The sequence below is a fragment of the Dyella silvatica genome (assembly GCF_026283955.1).
Lineage (GTDB): Bacteria > Pseudomonadota > Gammaproteobacteria > Xanthomonadales > Rhodanobacteraceae > Dyella_C > Dyella_C silvatica.
Genome location: NZ_JAPDPE010000019.1, coordinates 24,330 through 41,662 on the forward strand (window position 1 = coordinate 24,330; position 17,333 = coordinate 41,662).

14 protein-coding genes are annotated in these 17,333 nt (G+C 62.7%); 10 read left to right on the forward strand and 4 right to left on the reverse strand.

Annotated elements, in window-relative coordinates; genetic code table 11:
* Nucleotides 1-186 precede the first annotated feature (186 nt).
* Together hemH and OUZ52_RS05965 are read left to right on the forward strand one after the other, a co-directional pair.
* On the forward strand, nt 187-1,287 hold the full coding sequence (gene hemH, locus OUZ52_RS05960; protein WP_266157441.1) for a ferrochelatase: 1,101 nt from the start codon (nt 187-189) through the stop codon (nt 1,285-1,287).
* Nucleotides 1,271-2,149 carry an alpha/beta hydrolase gene (locus OUZ52_RS05965; protein ID WP_266157442.1) on the forward strand — a complete coding sequence of 293 codons (879 nt, stop codon included), beginning with the start codon at nt 1,271-1,273 and terminating at the stop codon, nt 2,147-2,149. The genes hemH and OUZ52_RS05965 overlap by 17 nt, the downstream gene beginning before the upstream one ends.
* 92 nt (nt 2,150-2,241) lie before the next feature.
* On the opposite strand, the gene OUZ52_RS05970 is transcribed toward OUZ52_RS05965, so the two are convergent.
* On the reverse strand, nt 2,242-3,957 hold the full coding sequence (locus OUZ52_RS05970) for a dipeptidyl-peptidase 3 family protein (RefSeq protein ID WP_266157443.1): 1,716 nt from the start codon (nt 3,955-3,957) through the stop codon (nt 2,242-2,244).
* 109 nt (nt 3,958-4,066) lie between these two features.
* Between OUZ52_RS05970 and OUZ52_RS05975 the strand changes: the two genes are divergently transcribed.
* The 3 genes from OUZ52_RS05975 (at nt 4,067) to OUZ52_RS05985 (ending at nt 9,745) form a co-directional block, all read left to right on the forward strand.
* A complete protein-coding gene (locus tag OUZ52_RS05975) occupies nt 4,067-5,296 on the forward strand; it encodes a multifunctional CCA addition/repair protein (protein WP_266157444.1) in 1,230 nt (409 codons plus the stop codon).
* Between the two features lie 81 nt (nt 5,297-5,377).
* Nucleotides 5,378-7,399 carry an LTA synthase family protein gene (locus OUZ52_RS05980; protein WP_266157445.1) on the forward strand — a complete coding sequence of 674 codons (2,022 nt, stop codon included), beginning with the start codon at nt 5,378-5,380 and terminating at the stop codon, nt 7,397-7,399.
* A 111-nt stretch (nt 7,400-7,510) separates the two neighbouring features.
* Nucleotides 7,511-9,745, forward strand: a complete 2,235-nt coding sequence (locus OUZ52_RS05985; RefSeq protein WP_266157446.1) for a glycosyltransferase family protein — start codon at nt 7,511-7,513, stop codon at nt 9,743-9,745.
* Between the two features lie 9 nt (nt 9,746-9,754).
* Here the strand turns inward: OUZ52_RS05985 and OUZ52_RS05990 are convergent, their stop codons facing one another.
* Together OUZ52_RS05990 and yihA are read right to left on the reverse strand one after the other, a co-directional pair.
* A complete protein-coding gene (locus OUZ52_RS05990; protein WP_266157447.1) occupies nt 9,755-10,948 on the reverse strand; it encodes a class I SAM-dependent methyltransferase in 1,194 nt (397 codons plus the stop codon).
* 76 nt (nt 10,949-11,024) lie between these two features.
* On the reverse strand, nt 11,025-11,660 hold the full coding sequence (gene yihA / locus OUZ52_RS05995) for a ribosome biogenesis GTP-binding protein YihA/YsxC (protein WP_266157448.1): 636 nt from the start codon (nt 11,658-11,660) through the stop codon (nt 11,025-11,027).
* A 116-nt stretch (nt 11,661-11,776) separates the two neighbouring features.
* On the opposite strand from yihA, the gene OUZ52_RS06000 reads away from it, so the two are divergent.
* From OUZ52_RS06000 to OUZ52_RS06020, 5 genes are all read left to right on the forward strand, one after another.
* Complete coding sequence (locus tag OUZ52_RS06000) at nt 11,777-12,556, forward strand: c-type cytochrome (RefSeq protein WP_266157449.1); 780 nt, start codon at nt 11,777-11,779, stop codon at nt 12,554-12,556.
* Between the two features lie 92 nt (nt 12,557-12,648).
* A complete protein-coding gene (locus OUZ52_RS06005; protein WP_266157450.1) occupies nt 12,649-13,530 on the forward strand; it encodes a thiol:disulfide interchange protein DsbA/DsbL in 882 nt (293 codons plus the stop codon).
* A 116-nt stretch (nt 13,531-13,646) separates the two neighbouring features.
* On the forward strand, nt 13,647-14,309 hold the full coding sequence (locus OUZ52_RS06010) for a thiol:disulfide interchange protein DsbA/DsbL (protein ID WP_266157451.1): 663 nt from the start codon (nt 13,647-13,649) through the stop codon (nt 14,307-14,309).
* Between the two features lie 124 nt (nt 14,310-14,433).
* Nucleotides 14,434-15,243, forward strand: coding sequence for an endonuclease/exonuclease/phosphatase family protein (locus OUZ52_RS06015; protein WP_266157452.1), 810 nt, complete (start codon nt 14,434-14,436; stop codon nt 15,241-15,243).
* Nucleotides 15,240-15,632 (forward strand): hypothetical protein, encoded by a 393-nt coding sequence (locus OUZ52_RS06020; RefSeq protein ID WP_266157453.1) that lies wholly within the window; start codon nt 15,240-15,242, stop codon nt 15,630-15,632. Before OUZ52_RS06015 ends, OUZ52_RS06020 begins: the two co-directional genes overlap by 4 nt.
* A 19-nt stretch (nt 15,633-15,651) precedes the next feature.
* Here the strand turns inward: OUZ52_RS06020 and OUZ52_RS06025 are convergent, their stop codons facing one another.
* A complete protein-coding gene (locus tag OUZ52_RS06025; RefSeq protein WP_266157454.1) occupies nt 15,652-17,253 on the reverse strand; it encodes a glycoside hydrolase family 17 protein in 1,602 nt (533 codons plus the stop codon).
* Nucleotides 17,254-17,333 lie beyond the last annotated feature (80 nt).

Here is a 17,333-nt window from a genome sequence, read left to right on the forward strand (position 1 = left end):
TGTCTTGACCCAAACACGATGACCGGGACGCCAGCATGGCCTTGAGCTGCCCTGCCGCGGCCACTTGCTGCGACAACCGGCGCCTACGGCATCCCGAATGGCTTGTGGCAGACTCCTCGACCAACCTCGCCCATGCAGTCGCCACGCCATACCGCCAGCACTATACCGGCCTGGCAGGTCATTCCTATGAATCTAGCCGTTAACAAACCGCCGATGCAGCAACCAGCCGTTCAGGCGGGCATCTTGCTGGTCAACCTGGGTACCCCCGATGCACCGACCGCCAAAGCGGTACGGCCGTACCTGGCGCAATTCCTCGGCGATCCGCGGGTGATCGAATACCCGCGCCGCTGGCAGCGCTGGCTGTGGAAGCTGGTATTGCACGGCGTCATCTTGCGCCTTCGTCCGGCGCGCTCGGCGCATGCCTACGGCGCGATCTGGACTAAGCAAGGCTCGCCCTTGCGAACCGGCAGCGAGGCATTGGCTCGCGCTGTACAAAACGTCGTCAATGAGCGGGCGCCCGGACCGGTCCAGGTCGCGCTGGCGATGCGCTACGGCGAGCCCTCGGTCAAACGGCAAATCAAGCAATTACAAGACGACGGTGTACGGCGGCTACTCGTGTTGCCGCTGTATCCGCAATATTCGGCCACCTCCACCGGTTCGGTGATCGACGCCGTCGCCGATGCCTTCAAGGCCTTGCGCTGGCCGCCGGAGCTGCGCATCGTCAATGACTATCACGATGACCCCGGCCACATCGACGCGCTCGCCCGCAGCATCGAGACATACTGGGCCACGCATGGGCGCGGCGATAGATTGCTGCTGTCGTTCCACGGCATTCCCGAACGCTATGTGCGCGCCGGCGACCCGTATTTCGATCAATGCCAAGCCACCGCCAGCCTGTTGCGCGAACGGCTGCAACTGGATCCGTCGCAGTTGCTCGTCAGCTTTCAGTCACGTGTGGGCCGTGAGCGCTGGCTACACCCCTATACCGATGCCACGGTGCGCGAACTCGCTGCCGCCGGCGTGAAAAAGCTCGATGTCGCCTGCCCCGGTTTTGCCGTGGACTGCCTCGAGACACTGGAAGAGATCGCCATGCAGAACCGAGATTTCTTTCTCGCTGCCGGCGGTGAGACCTTGCGTTATATCCCCGCGCTCAACGACAGCCCCGAGCAGCTGGAAAGCCTGACCGCGTTGATCCTGCAGCACGCGCAAGGCTGGCCCGAGTTTGCCGCCGCCCTACCCACCGTCGCCGATGGACTTGCAAAGCATGGGCATGATCGCGCCGACTGAATTATCCATTTCGCTGCCATCGCTGACGCTACGCGCGCAGGCCTGGGGTGACCCCGCCTTGCCGCCACTGCTCGCGTTGCATGGCTGGCTGGATAACGCTGGCAGCTACGCACTGCTGGCACCGTTGCTGGCCGAACGCTGGCGAGTGATTGCGCTGGAGCTGCCCGGGCACGGTCATTCCGATCATCTGCCGGCCGGGGTTCACTATCACTTCATCGATTACGTACGTGCCGCCCTGGCTGCTGCCGATGCACTCCGTTTGCAGCGCTTTGCGCTGCTCGGTCACTCGCTCGGCGCCGGCATCGCCGCCCTGCTCGCGGCGGCGGCGCCAGCCCGGATCGAAAGCTTGCATGTGATCGAAGGGCTAGGCCCGATCGGCGACGATGGTTCGCATACCTTGCAGCGTTTTCGCGATGCGCTCATGCCGCAGTCAAGCACCAAACGGCCGCTGCGGCTGTTTCGCGATGTTGAACAAGCGATCAGCGCACGGACCATCGCCAGCGGGCTGCGCCCCGAACTGGCACGCCCGATTGTCGAACGCGGCCTGTTTGAAACCAGCCTGCCGGCAGATGATCAATCACCGGCAAGCAGCGGCTGGAACTGGCGTAGCGATCCACGGCTTACCCGCTCGACGCCGCTGCGCATCGCCGAAAACCAAATCCACGCGCTGCTTCGCGGTATCCAGGCACCCACCAGCCTGCTGCTGGCGCAGCCCACCACGCCCTACCTGCCCAGCCATCCGATGCAGCTGCGCGCGGCCTGTGTCGCCCATATCAAGGTGAGCCATATGCAAGGCTGCCACCACCTGCATCTGGAACATCCGCAGGCCGTAGCCGATTGGCTGTGCCAGCCCAGCCTGTAAGGCCTCGCTGAAAACCGCCCGGAGGGAAAACCCGCCGGGCGATGCAGCCTTTTCAGATCGATCGCCCGGCGTTGCCACATTCAGACCAAAGCTCAGGGCTTGGCCAGTCCCAGCGTATCCAGGCCCTGCTCGAAAACGACATCGACCGGAATCTTCGCCGTCTGCAGCCGCTTCAAATCACCGGCGAGCTCGGCATCGATGCTGCCCATGCTGTCGGTGAGTTGCTTGGCGGCGGCGTAGTCGCCATTGCCCTGGATGGTCAGCAATTTGGCCGACAGCGCATTCATCGCCGCGGTCATCTTGTCGAAATCGACCCGGTAGCGACCCGTGGCCGCGTCGCGGCTGAAAGCGCCCTGCTGCTTGAAGAAGTTGAAACGAACCATGTTCGCCTTGGCGTGTGCATCGCTGGCGCCGAAGCGCACCGAACGCAGAATGCCGGCGAGGAAGGTGACGTAGTTGTCCATCAACTTGGCTTTATCCAGCTCACCCTTCTCGGCCAGCTTGGTGACCATGTACAAGCCGAGAATGTCGGCCTTGCCTTCCTCGAAGCTGGAGGCCTGATCTTTCAAGGCCGTGCGCACCATGCCCTTGTCGTTCAAGGTGTTCTTGATGCCCAGGCCGTGCGCCACTTCGTGAAACATGGTGTTTTCGAAGAACGCGTCAAAGGTCAGATGCGATTGCTGGTCGTCGGCAATCAGCTCCTTGGCGATCGGCAACATGATCTTGTCGAACTTCGCCTGCATCACGTTTTCCAGCTGCAGGCGGCGGGTGCCTTTCTTCAGCTGTACTTCTTCGTCGTTGGGCAGATTGATGGCAATGGTCTTGGCACCGACATTGGCGTTGCCGGCGTAGTACACCGCGAAATAAGCATTGAGGTCGGCATCGGAACCCGGCTTCTCGGCCTTGTACTTGTCGTCTACGGGCAAGCCGCGCTGCAGCTCGGGCAGATACTTCACGAAACGGGCCAGCTTGGCGCTCCATGCCTGGTCTTTTACCAATACATAGCTTTCGTAGCTGGCCTTGTAGCCGAATACCTGGTCTTCATAGGTCTCGATCGGGCCGATCACGATATCGACCGGGTTGTTCTTCATCGCCATCCAGGCAAAGTCGCTGGGGCGATAGTCGTCGCTGAGCAAGGCGTCGGCACGCTGTTTGAGATAGCGCGCAAAGTCCTTGTCGTCGGACAGCTTGGCCGCTTCGCGCAATAGATCCGCCGCTTTTTGCAGATCAGCCTGATAGATCTGGTGATACGGCACGCTGATCAGCTGATTCTCGGCACCACGGCGCAGCACGGTGTACAGCGAGGTTTTGTCTTTCAGCGGCGATTGCTCGAACTCGCTCTTGCTCATGTCGGCCGGATAAAACTGTACGCCAGGTGGACGCGGGCCGATGCCGGCGACAAAGGGCTGATCGTTGTCGAGGCGGTCCCAGGGGCCGTAGTTGATCTCGGCCAGACGACGAGTGCTCTCATCGGGAATACGCTGCATCAAGCCGGCCTTGTCGCCCCAGGATTGCTGCCAGTACAGCGCATTGGTCACATCGGCGGCCTGGATCAACAGCGCCATCATCTGCTTCTGCCTGGCATCGAAGGCAGACAGATCGGCGCTGAGCTTCACTGTGGCGTAGTTGGCCAGGCGCTGCTGCGCCGCTTCGGCATCGGTCGAAGCCGGTGCCGGCGCGGTAGCGGCAGGCGCCGGTGCTGCCGGTGCAGGCGTCGATGCCGGTGCGGGCGGCGCCGCTTCGTGCTGGGATGAATTACAGCCAGCCAACGCGGCGACCAGGCTAAGAACAAGCAGACGGCGATGCATAAGGCGTCCTCGATAAGGGCGAACGGGTAATGGCGAACGCGCATGGTAGCGCGCAGACAGGCCGACACTTTAAGGGCACAGCGGGCCTGGCGTGGCAGAATCCCCTTCTATGCGTACTTATCTGGTCGGCGGCGCGGTCCGCGACAAACTGCTGGGACGGGCACTGGTCGATCGCGATTATGTGGTGGTCGGCGCGCGCCCCGAAGACATGTTCGCCCTGGGCTACAAACCCGTGGGCAAGGATTTCCCGGTATTCCTGCACCCGCAAAGCGGCGAGGAATACGCGCTGGCACGGACCGAACGGAAAACCGGCCATGGCTATCACGGCTTCGATTTCCAGGCCGATGCCACGGTGACGCTGGAGCAGGATCTGGCCCGCCGCGACCTCACCATCAACGCCATCGCCGAGGACGAACACGGAGTGCGGGTCGATCCGTATCACGGTATCCGCGATATCGAGCAGCGGGTCTTGCGCCATGTCTCGCCCGCGTTTGCCGAAGATCCGGTGCGTTTGTTGCGCGTGGCCCGCTTTGCCGCACGCTTCGCACCGCTGGGCTTTACCGTCGCCGACGAGACGATGAAGCTGATGCGCGGCATGGTGGCGGCCGGCGAAGTCGATCACCTGGTCGCCGAACGGGTCTGGACCGAAACACGCAAGGCGCTTACCGAGCCACAGCCCTCGGCGTTCTTGCGCGTGCTACGCCAAGCCGGAGCCCTGGCGGTGCTGTTTCCAGAGATCGACGCGCTCTACGGCATACCGCAACGCGCCGAATTCCACCCCGAAGTCGACACCGGCGTGCACATCGAAATGGTGCTGGACATGGCGGCGCGGCTGGCCCCGCGCGACGACCTGGTTGGCTTTTGCGCGCTCACCCATGATCTTGGCAAGGCACTCACGCCGATCCAGGAGCTGCCGCGGCATCTCGGCCACGAGCATCTTGGCGTCGCCCCGCTGCACGAGCTGGCCGCACGCTTGAAAGTTCCCGCCGAGCATGCCGCGCTGGCCGAACTGGTGTGTCGAGAGCACTTGAACGCCCATCGCGCCTTCGAACTCAAGCCGTCCACCGTACTCAAGCTACTCAGCTCCCTGGATGCGCTGCGCCGCCCGGAACGCCTGGATACCTTCTTGCTGGCTTGCGAGGCGGACAAACGCGGCCGGCTTGGCCACGCCGACGACGATTACCCCCAGGCCGCCTATCTGCGCGCGGCACGCGGCACGGCCGCCGCGGTGACCGCAGCGCCTTTTGTGGCCCAGGGTTTACAAGGGCCGGCGATCGGCGCCGCGATGGAAAAAGCTAGGATCCAGGCCATTGCTGGGATAAAACCGGGGCGTTCCTAAGATTCGCAGTGTATAAAGATACGATCCATCGTTGTTACTGTATAACACCAAACGCTTTGCTCACTTAGCTTGGAGCCGCCTGTGCCATCCACCTTCGCCTCGACCTCACCGCTACGCCAGCGCTTTCGTCCGCTTTGGTGGCTGGGTATCAGCTACGTATTGATTGGCGCGATCACCCGCATCGTGCTGTTGTGCATGAGCGGTACCGACAATGTGCCGCTGAACCCGTTGTCGTGGGCTTACGCCTTTGGCGTGGGCCTGGGCTACGACCTGATGACCTTTGTCTACGTCGCCTGGCCGATGGTGCTGTTCTTGTGGCTGGCGCCGCGCCGCTTTTATGTGTCGCGCGCGGGTCAATGGCTGCTTTATCTGTTGAGCCTGATCCTGCTGTTTGGCTTGCTGTTCGTGGCGATTTCCGAACTGGTGTTCTGGGAAGAGTTCAGCACCCGCTTCAACTTTATTGCGGTGGACTATCTGGTCTACACCACCGAGGTCATCGGCAATATCCGCGAGTCGTATCCGATCGGTTTGTGGCTCGGCATGCTGGCCGTGGTCACCCTGATCATCGTGGCACTCACCCGCCGCGGCCTGCGCACCAACGACAAGGGTTCGCGCTTTTGGCAGCGCGGCAAAGTGGTGCTGGTGTGGCTGGTCATCACGGTGGTCACTGTCGCCGCCTTCAAGGGCACGCTGAAGGACCGTACCGCCAACGCCTACGTCAACGAGCTGTCCGGCAATGGCATTTACGAATTCTTCGCCGCCTTCCGCAGCAACCACCTCGATTACGCGCGCTTCTATAAAACCCTGCCCGATGATCAGGCTTTCCAGAACGTGCGCGCCCTGATCAAGACGCCCGAAGCCACTTTTATCAGCGACAACCCGCGTGACCTCACCCGGGAAATTCGCCATGCCGGCCCGGAAAAGCATCTCAATGTGGTGCTGGTCAGCATCGAAAGCATGTCTGCCGACTTCTTGCAGACCTTCAAGGGCACCCACGGCAACATCACGCCGCGGCTGGATGCGCTGGTCGATAAAAGCATGTTCTTCGACAACCTTTATGCCAACGGCACGCGCACCGTGCGCGGGCTCGAAGCGTTGGCGTTGTCAGTGCCGCCGACTCCGGGCGATTCGCTGGTCAAGGCGCATAACAACGAAAACCTGTTCTCGCTGGCCGACATCTTCAACGACCGTGGCTATCAGTCGGACTTTGTCTATGGCGGCTACGGCTACTTCGACAATATGAATTACTTCTTCGGCCAGAACGGCTATCGCGCGGTGGACCGCAACAACATCGCCAAGGGCGAGACCATCCACAGCGAGAATGTCTGGGGCGTCGCCGACGAGGACCTCTACACCCTCGCACTGAAGCAGATGGACGAAAGCCATGCCGCCGGCAAGCCGTTCTTCCTGCACATCATGACCACCTCCAACCACCGGCCATTCACCTTCCCCGCCAATCGCGTGCCGCAAGCCAATGGCACCCGCGCAGGTGCGGTGGCCTACACCGACTGGGCGGTGGTCGATTTCATCGAGCGGGCACGCAGCAAGCCGTACTTCGACGACACCATCTTCGTCATTACCGCCGACCATTGCGCCTCCAGCGCAGGCCGTAGCAGCGTGCCGATCAACCGTTATCACATCCCGCTGTGGATCTACGCGCCGAAACATATCCAGCCGCAGCGCGTAGAACGCCAGATGGGCCAGATCGATATCGCCCCGACCATTCTCGGCCTGCTCAACTTCAGCTACCGCAGCCGCTTCTTCGGCGCCGACCTGTTTCAACTGGAGCCTGGCCGCGAACACGCCTTCCCCGCCACCTACGAAAAACTCGGCTACCTGCGCAACGACGTGCTGACCGTGCTCGAACCCCAACGCCGGCTGGAGCAGGTACACCCCGATTTCGACAGCGGCGATGCCACGGCCATCCATCCGGTCGACCAAAAACAGGTCGATGACGCCGTCTCCTATTACCAAGTCGCCGCCAGCCTGTTCAAAAGCGGCCAGCTGCTACGCCGTAAAGAAGACAGCACCCCGGTCAAGCCGCTCGATTCGCCTGCCGCAGAAACTCCGGCCGCTCCAGCACCAGCCAGCAGCGTACATTGACCGCACACCGGCGACGGGCCTTGTGTCCGTCGCCGGTTATTTGGCTTGCGATCACCTGTGGCACCAGGTAGAAACCCTGCCTCACGCCTTATCTCGTCAGGGATGATCTACATGCCGCTGTCGCAACGCCCTTCTATGCGTTTGTTCGGCAGCCTGTTGTTGATCTGGCTACTGCTGAACCTGCCGGTGCTGCTGGGTCTACGCGCCTTGCCATGGGATGCCATCAACCAGTTTTATCCCACGGTTTATTTCAACGCCAGCAGCTTGCGCCATGGCCTGGCGCCATGGTGGAACCCGTCTATCTACTCGGGCTATCCGCAGCTTGCCGATCCGCAAGGCATGCTGTTCTCCCCGCTGTTGATGGGCTGGATGCTGTTGCGCTCCAACCCGAGTGCCGCCTGGTTCGCCTGGGGCGTATTGCTGCATCTGCTCATGGGTGGAGCCGCCATGCTGGCGGGCTTGCGGCGTAGCGGCGCGAATGCTTTCGGCGCGCTGGTCGGCGCGGTCGTTTTCATGGCGGGCGGGGTTGCCGCTGCCAGGCTCGAACATACCCCGATCGTGCTGGCCTACGCCTATGCGCCTGTCGCGTGGCTGGCGCTGCGCTATTTCATGGCGTCGCCGAACTGGCGCCGTGGCTTGTGCTTTGGATTGGCCTCTGGCGCGCTGATCACCCAGCTGGTGCAACTCACTTGCTTGCTGGTGTTGATGATCGTGCTGTATGCCATCGTCGCGACCATCGCGCATTGGCGTCGCTACAGCGCAGCGGATCGTTGGCAGTGGTGCGCAGGCATGGGGGTAGCCTTGCTGGTCGCCCTGGCCATGGGCCTGCCGCAACTGCTGCTGAGCTGGGCCTATATAAATCTTTCCAATCGCGCGGTACTGCCGCTTGATGCCGCGGCGGCGGGATCACTGGATAGCCGCGCCCTGCTAAGCCTTTTTGATCCCAATGTCTGGCACGCCTTGCGCGGTCAATACAACGGGCCGGCGAGCCGGGTGGAAGGCTATCTCTATCTTGGCGCGGTGCCGAGCTTGCTGTTGGTCGGCATCGGCATAGCCTGGAAGCAGCCACAGCAGCGGCGTCAGCTGATCTTCTTCGGTGTCGTCGCCGTGTTTGCCTCTCTCTATATGTTCGGCGTGAATACGCCGTTCTACGGCTGGCTGTATTCATGGCTCCCAGGCATGCAGCAGTTTCGCCGCCCGTCAGATGCGGCCTACCTGCTCAATATGGCCTTTGCCGTCTTTATCGGACTGGCCGCCTCGCATGTCGATCTACATGCTCGCCGCCGCGTGCTGTGGCTGCTGGCTATGGCCGCTGTTTGGCTGGGGCTGTCCAGCCTACATATGCGCGATGTGGGCATACGCTGGCAATCGGCGACCATTCTTGCCGTGGTATTGGCATGCATCGCGCTATGGCACGTCGGGCGATTCCCGACCACGGCGCGTCACCACATGCTTTGGCTGCTGGTACTGCTGCTGGCCGATTACCGTTGCTTCAATCTCAATGGCAGCTTCAATCAGGCTCGCGACCAAGCACACAGCTTCATGCGCGACGAGGCGGTGAACCGCCTTGCGCAGCAACTGAAGCCAACCCCAGGCGCGCTGCCTCAGCGCATCGAAACCATCGATGCGGGCGTGTATTGGGACAACTTGGTGGTATTGCGCGGCTTATCGTCGACGCAGGGATATAACCCGCTGCGTTACGCCCTCTACGATCAGTGGTATGGCGCGCGCGACAATGGCAGCCTGCCGCGAGTGAATACAGCCTTTAATCCGGCAGCCGATAGTGCGCTGAGTGCGTTGCTAAGCGTCGGGTATCTGGTCAGAGGCCTGAAAGAGCATGCCGCCGCCTGGTCGCCGCCGCGCGGTTACCAACTTAGCTTTGCCAGCCAGCAGGTTGAGGTATGGCGTAACACGCAGGCCTATCCGCGGCTACTGACCCCGACCACCGCTCGCCTGCAGAATGACGCATCGCCCGTATCGGCGGAGGATTTTTCCGCGACCGATTTCCGCGAAACCGTCTGGTTGACGCCACGTGACGACCAGGATCGCCTGGCGGCCGAAACCAGCATGCTCCACTGTGGTCATCGCCTTCGACTGCTGGACAGCCGTGCCACGCCGACCCAGCTCACCGTGCGCACCCTGGCCAGCGAAGGTCCGGGCTGGCTGGTGCTTAGCGAACTGGACTTTCCCGGCTGGAAGGCCACATCCGACGGCCTGACGCTACCGATTCACCGAGCGAATGGCATGTTCCGCGCCGTTTGCGTCCCTGCTGGCGAACACACCATGCAGTTCACCTTTCATCCATGGGCGATGGTCGCCCAGGCGTGGCAACGGGCACAGCACTGAATCAGGCCATCAAAGCCGCCCGCCCTGATCGGCCGCCAACAATTCCGCCGCCAGCGGCACCGCGTCCAAACCACGCGCAAACAACATCGCCTGAAAACGCTCGCCCATCTGATCGGGCAAGGTCAGCCGCTTCACTTGCTGCGCCAGCCGATACCGCGACAGCTCATCCGGTGCCTGCTCATAAGCCTGCTCAAAAGCTCGCTGCAAATCGGCGGCAATCAAGAACTGCGCCTGCGGCAGGTAAGCAAGCACCCCAAAGCCGCCGCTGTTGCCCGCCTCGGCCAGCGCGGTGAAATCCACCGACGCGGTGAGATCGTTCAAGCCCGGCAGATACAACGGATCGCTATGCGCCCGATGACGGTAATGCGCCATCAAGGTGCCGTCGCGGCGGTCAGGCAAATAGAACTCGCGACGCACATAACCGTAGTCGACAAACAACATCAGCCCCGCGCTGAGCGAGCCGGCCACCGCCTGGATCCAGTACGGCAACTGCGGCAGGATCTCCGAACGATAGCCATCGGCGAAATCGCGACCCAGATCACGCTCGACATGGCGTACCGCGCCGGCCACCAAGGCATCGGCCGGGCGATCCACGCGCATCAAGCGGCCCTCGCCATCCAGCGCGACGTATTCCTCATACACCTCGCCATCGCGCAGGGTGAAGCGTGTGGTCGGCAGCGCATCGATCACTTCGTTGGCGAACAGCACGCCGCGCCAATCTTCTTCCGGTGGCCGATCCAGCCATTGCACTCGTGCATACAGCTCGGCAGGGAGCGCTGCCGCAAGATGTTCGCGCTGGCGCTCACGCAGGTCAGCGCTGGGCTCCAGGATCAAATACCGTCGCGGCAAAGTCTGCGCCGCAGCCATCGCACGCAGCGCCGCCTCGGCAAAGACGCCGCTGCCGCCACCCAGCTCCAGAAAATCGGCAGCGCCGCCCAGCATCGCCAACACCGGCTGGACGGCATTGACCACGCAACGCGCAAACAACTCGCCCAACTCCGGCGCGGTGACGAAGTCGCCCGCCTCGCCGAACTTGGTGGTGCCGGCGCTGTAATAGCCCAGGCCCGGCGTGTACAGACAACGCTCCATGTATTGCGCAAACGGCATGGGCCCTTGCGCCGCCATCTGCTCTCGCAGTTGCGACAGCAGCCGGTCGGAGTGCGCGCGCTCGTCGGCGCTCGGTTCAGGGAGTCTGGATTGCATGGTGAAGAGCTACCGGCTTACGACAGAAAAAATAACGGTTGGGGTACTCCCCATGGTTCACGCTGATGAGCCACGCCTACTCGCGCGGCTGGCGCAACAGCCGCACTACCGCCTCGCGCGCTTCCTCGACCCCGGTGCTGGCGGGCGACGAAAAGATCTGCGCGGTCGCGTGCAAACCCTCGGGGAAACTTTTGCGCATGGCCAGCAACGCTTGTGTCGCCTGGCCGCGCGACAGCTTGTCGGCCTTGGTCATCAAGAGGTGGCAGGGCAAATGGGTGGAAAAGCAGAAGTCCAGCATCATCCGGTCGAACTCCTTCAACGGATGACGGATATCGGCGATCAGCACCACCCCGCGCAGGCTGCGCCGCTGATGCAGGTAGGCATCGATTTCCTGTTTCCAGTGATCGCGCAGCTCGGGTGGCACCTTGGCATAGCCGTAACCGGGCAAGTCGATCAGCCGAGCATCGAGTGGCGGTTGACCCTCGCCTTGCGTCAGCGGCGGCAGCGAGAAGGCGACCATTTGCTGGGTGCGACCGGGGGTCTTGGAGGTGCGCGCCAGCCCGCGATGGCTGGTCAGTGTGTTCAAGGCGCTGGATTTACCGGCATTGGAGCGACCCGCAAAGGCCACTTCAGCGCCGCTATCGGCGGGTAATTGGTTGATTCGGTGAGCGGCCAGTACGAACTGGGCGCCTTGGAGCGGATTAGCTGACATAGATAATGGTTTGACCGGCTACGGTGGCGCGGGGATAATTCCGAGGTTTCTGCCAGTTACGGGCACCACAACGCGGTGCGCCGTGCAGCCATAGCAGTATTTCTGGAGACAAGTGTATGAGTTTTCGGCCCGCCGGTTTTCGGCCCGCTGTTTTTGGCTACGCCGTAGCCCTCGCCTTCGCGCTCACCGTTAGCGTGGTTTCGGCGCAGGATGCCAAGCCGGCTGCGCCTGCCAGCGCGGCGCCGCCGGCTGCTGCCGCCAGTGCTGAGCATGCTGCCGCTCCCACCGCCGAGGCCAGCGCCACGGCAAAACCGGGCGATGCCGCCGCCGGTGCCGGCAAGGCCGCCGCGTGCGGTGCCTGCCATGGCATGGACGGCAACTCCAGCGATGCGCAGTACCCGAAGTTGGCCGGCCAGCACGAGTCGTACATCGTGCGCCAGCTCACCGACTTCAAAAGCGGCAAGCGCTCCAACCCGATCATGATGGGTATGTCGGCCGCGCTGAGCGAGCAAGACATGCACGACATCGGCGCCTACTTCGCCAGCAAGGCCTCTTTGCCGGGCGTGGCCGATGAAGCCCTGGTCGAACAGGGCCAGACGCTTTATCGCCAGGGCGATACCGCCCGCGGCATCCCGGCCTGCATGGCCTGCCACAGCATCGACGGCCGCGGTAACCCGGGCGCGATGTACCCGCAGCTGACCAGTCAGCATGCGCAGTACATCGAAGCCACCCTGAAGGCCTGGCACGACGGCACCAGCTGGGGTGACGATGCTCACGCCAAGATCATGCCGGGCATCGCGCAAAAGCTTGAAGCCAAAGACATCGCCGCCGTAGCCAGCTATATCGAAGGCTTGCACGCGACAGAAAGCGGCAACGCCGCACCCGCTACCCCCTGATCGATGACGCCGGCCCTGGGCCGGCGACATCATTTTGGGCTTGCTGTTTTTGAAGCCTGGCTGTTTTCCAGCACATTTGCCTGAGGTATCCCATGCTGAAGCGTCTACCGTTCCTGTGTGCCGCGCTGTTCACGCTCGCCGCCTGCAACCACAGCAGTGATAACGGCAGCTCTGCCGCAACGCAGCCGCCCGCAGCCAGCACCGCACCAGCCGTACCGGCTGCCGCCAGCACGGCGGCCCCTGCACCGGCAGCCTCGACGCCGGCACCGGCCAGCACCGCCGCAGTAACACCGGTCCCAGCCACCCCGGCTCCGGCCGAAACACCGCATGCCCCGGCAGCCGCCTTCGTCGACAACGGCAAATGGGTGGCCGGCAAGCAGTACGAAGTCATTGAACCGGCGCAGTCCAAGCTGACCTCGAGCAACAAGATCGAGGTGGTGGAAGTGTTCTCGTATGGCTGCCCCGCCTGTAATCAGTTCCATGCGACCGCCAACGATCTCGCCAAGAGCTTGCCTGCGAACGCGGTCATGGCTTATCTGCCGGTGTCGTTCAACCCGGCCGAGAACTTCCCGATGTTCCAGCGCGCCTTTTACGCCGCCGAGGCGCTGGGCGTTGCCGACAAAGCCAACGACGCGATGTATGACGCGGTCTGGAAAACCAGCGAATTGACCTCGTACAAACCCGGTGGCCAAAGCCTCAAGCCCGCCTCGGCCCTGCCGACCCTCGATGACGCCGCCAAGGTCTATGCCAAGTTCGGCGCGGATCCGAAAGAGTTCGCCGCCGTGGCCAACTCCTTCGCCGTCAACACCAAGATCAAGCGGGCCGACGACCTGGTAAAGGCCTATGGCGTGCAGCAGACACCGACCATGATCGTCAACGGCAAGTATCGCTTTACCGTCGGCAGCGCCGGTGGTTACGGCGAAGCGATCGAATTGGCCAACTGGCTGGTCGCCAAGGAAGCCGCAGGCAAGTAAGCGCTTTGCCACAGAAGGCCGGCAAGCTGAACTTGCCGGCCGCATAGTGATCTCAAGCGACTTCATCGACCTGAACGACACAGCGGCGCCAGCGCCGCGCCCACGGAGAGATATTCATGTTCAAGCGTTTCGCTAGCCTGCGCCTGCTCAGCCTGCTTGGCGGCTTGCTGCTGACCACCGCCTGCAGTGCATCCAATACGTCCAATGCCAACAGTGCGACGCCGTATACCGAGGGCAAGGAATACGTGACCTTGCCAGACCCCGCACAGCGCTATAGCGCCGACGGCAAAGTGGAAGTGGTCGAGGTGTTCTCCTACGGCTGCATTCACTGCGCGCATTTCGCCCCCATGGCCGAAGCGATGAGCAAGCAGTTGCCAGCCGGGGTCGAGTTCAAGCTGCTACCCGCCGCCTTCAACGACGATTGGGCGCTGTACGCCCGTGCTTACTATGCCGCCAAGAAACTCGGCGTCAGCCAGCAGAACCACCTTGAGCTGTTCAAGGCCAAGTTCGACGATCACTACCCGCTGTCTTCGCTGGAAGAGCTGGCCGATTTCTACGCCAAGAAGGGCGTGAATCGCGACGAGTTCCTGCGCATCGCCACCTCCGCCGAGGTCACCGCGCAGATCAACAGCGATGTCGCGTTGATCAAGCGCTGGAAAATTACCGGTACCCCGACCATCGTGGTCGACGGCAAATACCGCAGTGACACCGTGCAATCGCTGGATGAATTGGCCGCATTGGCGCAATGGCTGGCAAAGCGCGAGTTGAGCGGCAAGTAAGCAGCTCTCACCGTAAAGCCGGCGAGCTAAGCCGGCTTTACGCTCGCCTCGGTCACGCTTTGTCGGTTGCCCCAACCTGCCAAGGCCGTAGCGACAAGCCCCCTTCCCCGCTACCGTATCGACGATGACCCGCGCCGCCCCTGCCCAACCGGCTACCCCTGAGCGACGCTTGCGTCTGCTCAGTTGCAACATTCTGGCGGGCGCCAGCGTGCAGCGTTACAGCGAATACCTGACCCGCAGCATCAACGCGGTGCTGCCCGGCCGCAGCAAGCTCGACAACCTCGACCGGCTGGCTGAAGTGCTGCCGCAGTTCGACCTGATCGGCCTGCAGGAGGCCGATGCCGGCAGCTTGCGCTCGGGCTTTCTCAACCAAACCCGCTATCTGGCGGAAACCTCGGGCATGCCGTTCTGGAGTCACCAGCCGAACCGGCCCATGGCGCGGCTGGCGCACTCGGCCAATGGCTTGATCAGCCGGCTGGAACCTATCGAGGTGCTGGACTATCCATTGCCCAGCCGTATTCCCGGGCGCGGCGCCATGCTGGCGCGCTTCGGCGAGAAAGCCGATGCCTTGGCCGTGATGATCGCCCATCTATCCTTGAGCGCACCGGCACGCGCGCGCCAACTTGGGTTTATTGCCGAGGTGCTGCAGGATTATCCGCACGCGGTGCTGATGGGCGATCTGAACACCGATGCACACAGTGCCGAGATGCGCCATTTGTTTGCGAAATGCACGCTGCAGCCACCGCCGCACCCGATCCTGACCTTTCCCAGCTGGAAGCCACGACGCGCGCTGGATCACATTCTCACCTCTTCAGCGATCCATCTCGACAAGCTCTGGGTGCTGCCGCAGGCCTTTTCCGATCACCTGCCACTGGCGGCGGAAATTCGCCTGCCTGGCCATATCGCTCCGCGCGCGCATAGACTTCGCCGATGAAGCCGAACTTGTTGAAACTCTCCCTGCCCTGGTTGCTGCTGGCCGTGACTGCCGCACTGGCGATGGCCGTGCGCTATAACTTTATCGAGCCACCGGCCTTTGCTCATCTATGCGAAGGCGGCAGCAACGATCCGGCCTGGTGCGGTTTGCGCCAAGCCATCGTGCTGGGCTTCATCAGCTATGGTTACGGTTACGCCGCCCTCGCCACCGCCGCGCTGGCACTGCTATGGAAGCAGCCCTTCGTAGCGTGGCTAAGCGCGGCCCTCGGCTTCTTGGCCTTGCTGCTTTATTGCTACGAAGCCGGGGCCTTGGCGCTGTTGATCGGAAGCCTGCGCTTATTGCGCTGGCAGGCAAACCGCTTCAGCGCCGGCGCGCCGAAGCACGCCTAACGCCAGCCTTAGAGCCGGTTCACGGTCTCAGCGCCACGCTACTCGCGTTGCGGCTGCCGACCAGGATCGGCAACGCAATCATCAGGTTGAAACCCAGCCATTGCCAGGTGATCGGATTGAGCCCGACCTCCTGCACCACCACGATGGCAGCCAGCACCGGCAACCAGAACGCCATGAACAACTCTTCCAGCGAAGGCTTGACGGCGTCTGCGCGCCCGGCCAACCAACCTACCAGCGCGTAGCCGATGCAAGGCAAGGCAAACAGGCCCAGCGGAAAGTCGCGATAGCGACCGTCGAAAACCTGCAGCAGGCCGAACAGCGCCAGCACGAACAACCAACTGAAACGCAGCCAGCCCGCAGGTGCCTGCTCGCGTGGCGCACCGGCCAATCGCCCGGCCAGCCAACGCGCCAGCACGAGGGCCGTCACCAGGCCGAACACACAGGCAGCGATCGACACCGCCCATTCCAGCTGGTTGCGGCAGGCGTAGACCATTTGCCGCGCCTGCCATGCCAACGCCGTACCGCTGGCAAACCCCGCCAGCTTCAGCGCGGCCCATCCACGCACGCCACGCCACGGGCGGCGCCACCATCCAAGCAGAGCGAACAGCAAGGCACCGGCCGCACCCGCCAGCCAGCCCAGTGTCCAGCGCGGCTCTTCGACCACCGGTCCCTGCATCGGGAATTTCGGCTTCGCATCCACATCGAAAATGCCCCAGTAGCCACCGACCGTGCCCTCCTGCGCCCGCTTCCAAGGCTGATCGAAGGCCTCGATCACGTTGTAAGGCATGTTGACGCTGGCGGCGTAGCGCAGAAATTCGCGGATATAACGCGCCTCGTTGACCACGCTGGCATTCGCGTCACGACGCGACCGCCCCTCGCTGGGCCAGCCCGTTTCGCCAATCATCACTTCACGACCGGGGAATTTATGCCTGATCCGCGCATAGACATCGGCGACGTGTTGCACGGCATGTTCCGGTGGCACCGGCTCGTCCTCCCAGTACGGCAGGATATGGATCGTGAGGTAATCCACGGCGTCGACCATCTGCGGATAACGCAGCCAGAATTCCCATACATCGGCATAGGTCACCGGCACCGTCGCCGGCACGGCGGCGCGCACTTCGCGGATATAAGCGATCAACGATTTAGACGACAACTCACCGCGCAGCAGCACTTCATTGCCGACAATCACCCCACGCAGGACCTCTGGATGCGCCTGCGCGGTGGCGATGCCATGTTTGATCTCGCGCGCATTGGCCACCGGATCACGCCCCAGCCAAATGCCCATCAACACTTTCATGCCGTAGCGCCCGGCGATCGCCGGCACCACATTCAGGCCTTGCCCCTGCGAATACGTGCGCACGCAATCGAAGCGCTGCGACAACGCGCGCAGGTCAGCATCGATACGCTCCGGACTGATCATGAAGTTCGGGTCATAAGGTGTTTCGCCCGGTAGACGAAACGGCGCGTAGGAAACACAGGCAATACGCCCCGAAGGCGCCTCCGGCATCTGCACCGGCCGGCCGATCTGCCACCACCAACCCGCACCCAGGCAAGCGATCAGGCCGAGAACCAACCACGCCGGCCAGAGCGCGCGGGATGAAGGCGAAGGCTGTGGCTGCATGAGTTTCCTAGAGTTCTGCGCCAGTTATTAGCGTGGCAGGGATTGGTCAGTTTAACGGGGAACGGGGAACGGGGAACGGG

Excerpts from the sequence above, each read along its gene's own strand:
- OUZ52_RS06000 (WP_266157449.1), top strand. The coding sequence starts at position 11,777 with ATGAGTTTTCGGCCCGCCGGTTTTCGGCCCGCTGTTTTTGGCTACGCC.
- OUZ52_RS06010 (WP_266157451.1), top strand. The coding sequence starts at position 13,647 with ATGTTCAAGCGTTTCGCTAGCCTGCGCCTGCTCAGCCTGCTTGGCGGC.
- OUZ52_RS06015 (WP_266157452.1), top strand. The coding sequence starts at position 14,434 with ATGACCCGCGCCGCCCCTGCCCAACCGGCTACCCCTGAGCGACGCTTG.
- OUZ52_RS06005 (WP_266157450.1), top strand. The coding sequence starts at position 12,649 with ATGCTGAAGCGTCTACCGTTCCTGTGTGCCGCGCTGTTCACGCTCGCC.
- OUZ52_RS06025 (WP_266157454.1), bottom strand. The coding sequence starts at position 17,253 with ATGCAGCCACAGCCTTCGCCTTCATCCCGCGCGCTCTGGCCGGCGTGG.
- OUZ52_RS05990 (WP_266157447.1), bottom strand. The coding sequence starts at position 10,948 with ATGCAATCCAGACTCCCTGAACCGAGCGCCGACGAGCGCGCGCACTCC.
- OUZ52_RS06020 (WP_266157453.1), top strand. The coding sequence starts at position 15,240 with ATGAAGCCGAACTTGTTGAAACTCTCCCTGCCCTGGTTGCTGCTGGCC.
- yihA (WP_266157448.1), bottom strand. The coding sequence starts at position 11,660 with ATGTCAGCTAATCCGCTCCAAGGCGCCCAGTTCGTACTGGCCGCTCAC.
- OUZ52_RS05985 (WP_266157446.1), top strand. The coding sequence starts at position 7,511 with ATGCCGCTGTCGCAACGCCCTTCTATGCGTTTGTTCGGCAGCCTGTTG.
- hemH (WP_266157441.1), top strand. The coding sequence starts at position 187 with ATGAATCTAGCCGTTAACAAACCGCCGATGCAGCAACCAGCCGTTCAG.
- OUZ52_RS05965 (WP_266157442.1), top strand. The coding sequence starts at position 1,271 with ATGATCGCGCCGACTGAATTATCCATTTCGCTGCCATCGCTGACGCTA.
- OUZ52_RS05970 (WP_266157443.1), bottom strand. The coding sequence starts at position 3,957 with ATGCATCGCCGTCTGCTTGTTCTTAGCCTGGTCGCCGCGTTGGCTGGC.
- OUZ52_RS05975 (WP_266157444.1), top strand. The coding sequence starts at position 4,067 with ATGCGTACTTATCTGGTCGGCGGCGCGGTCCGCGACAAACTGCTGGGA.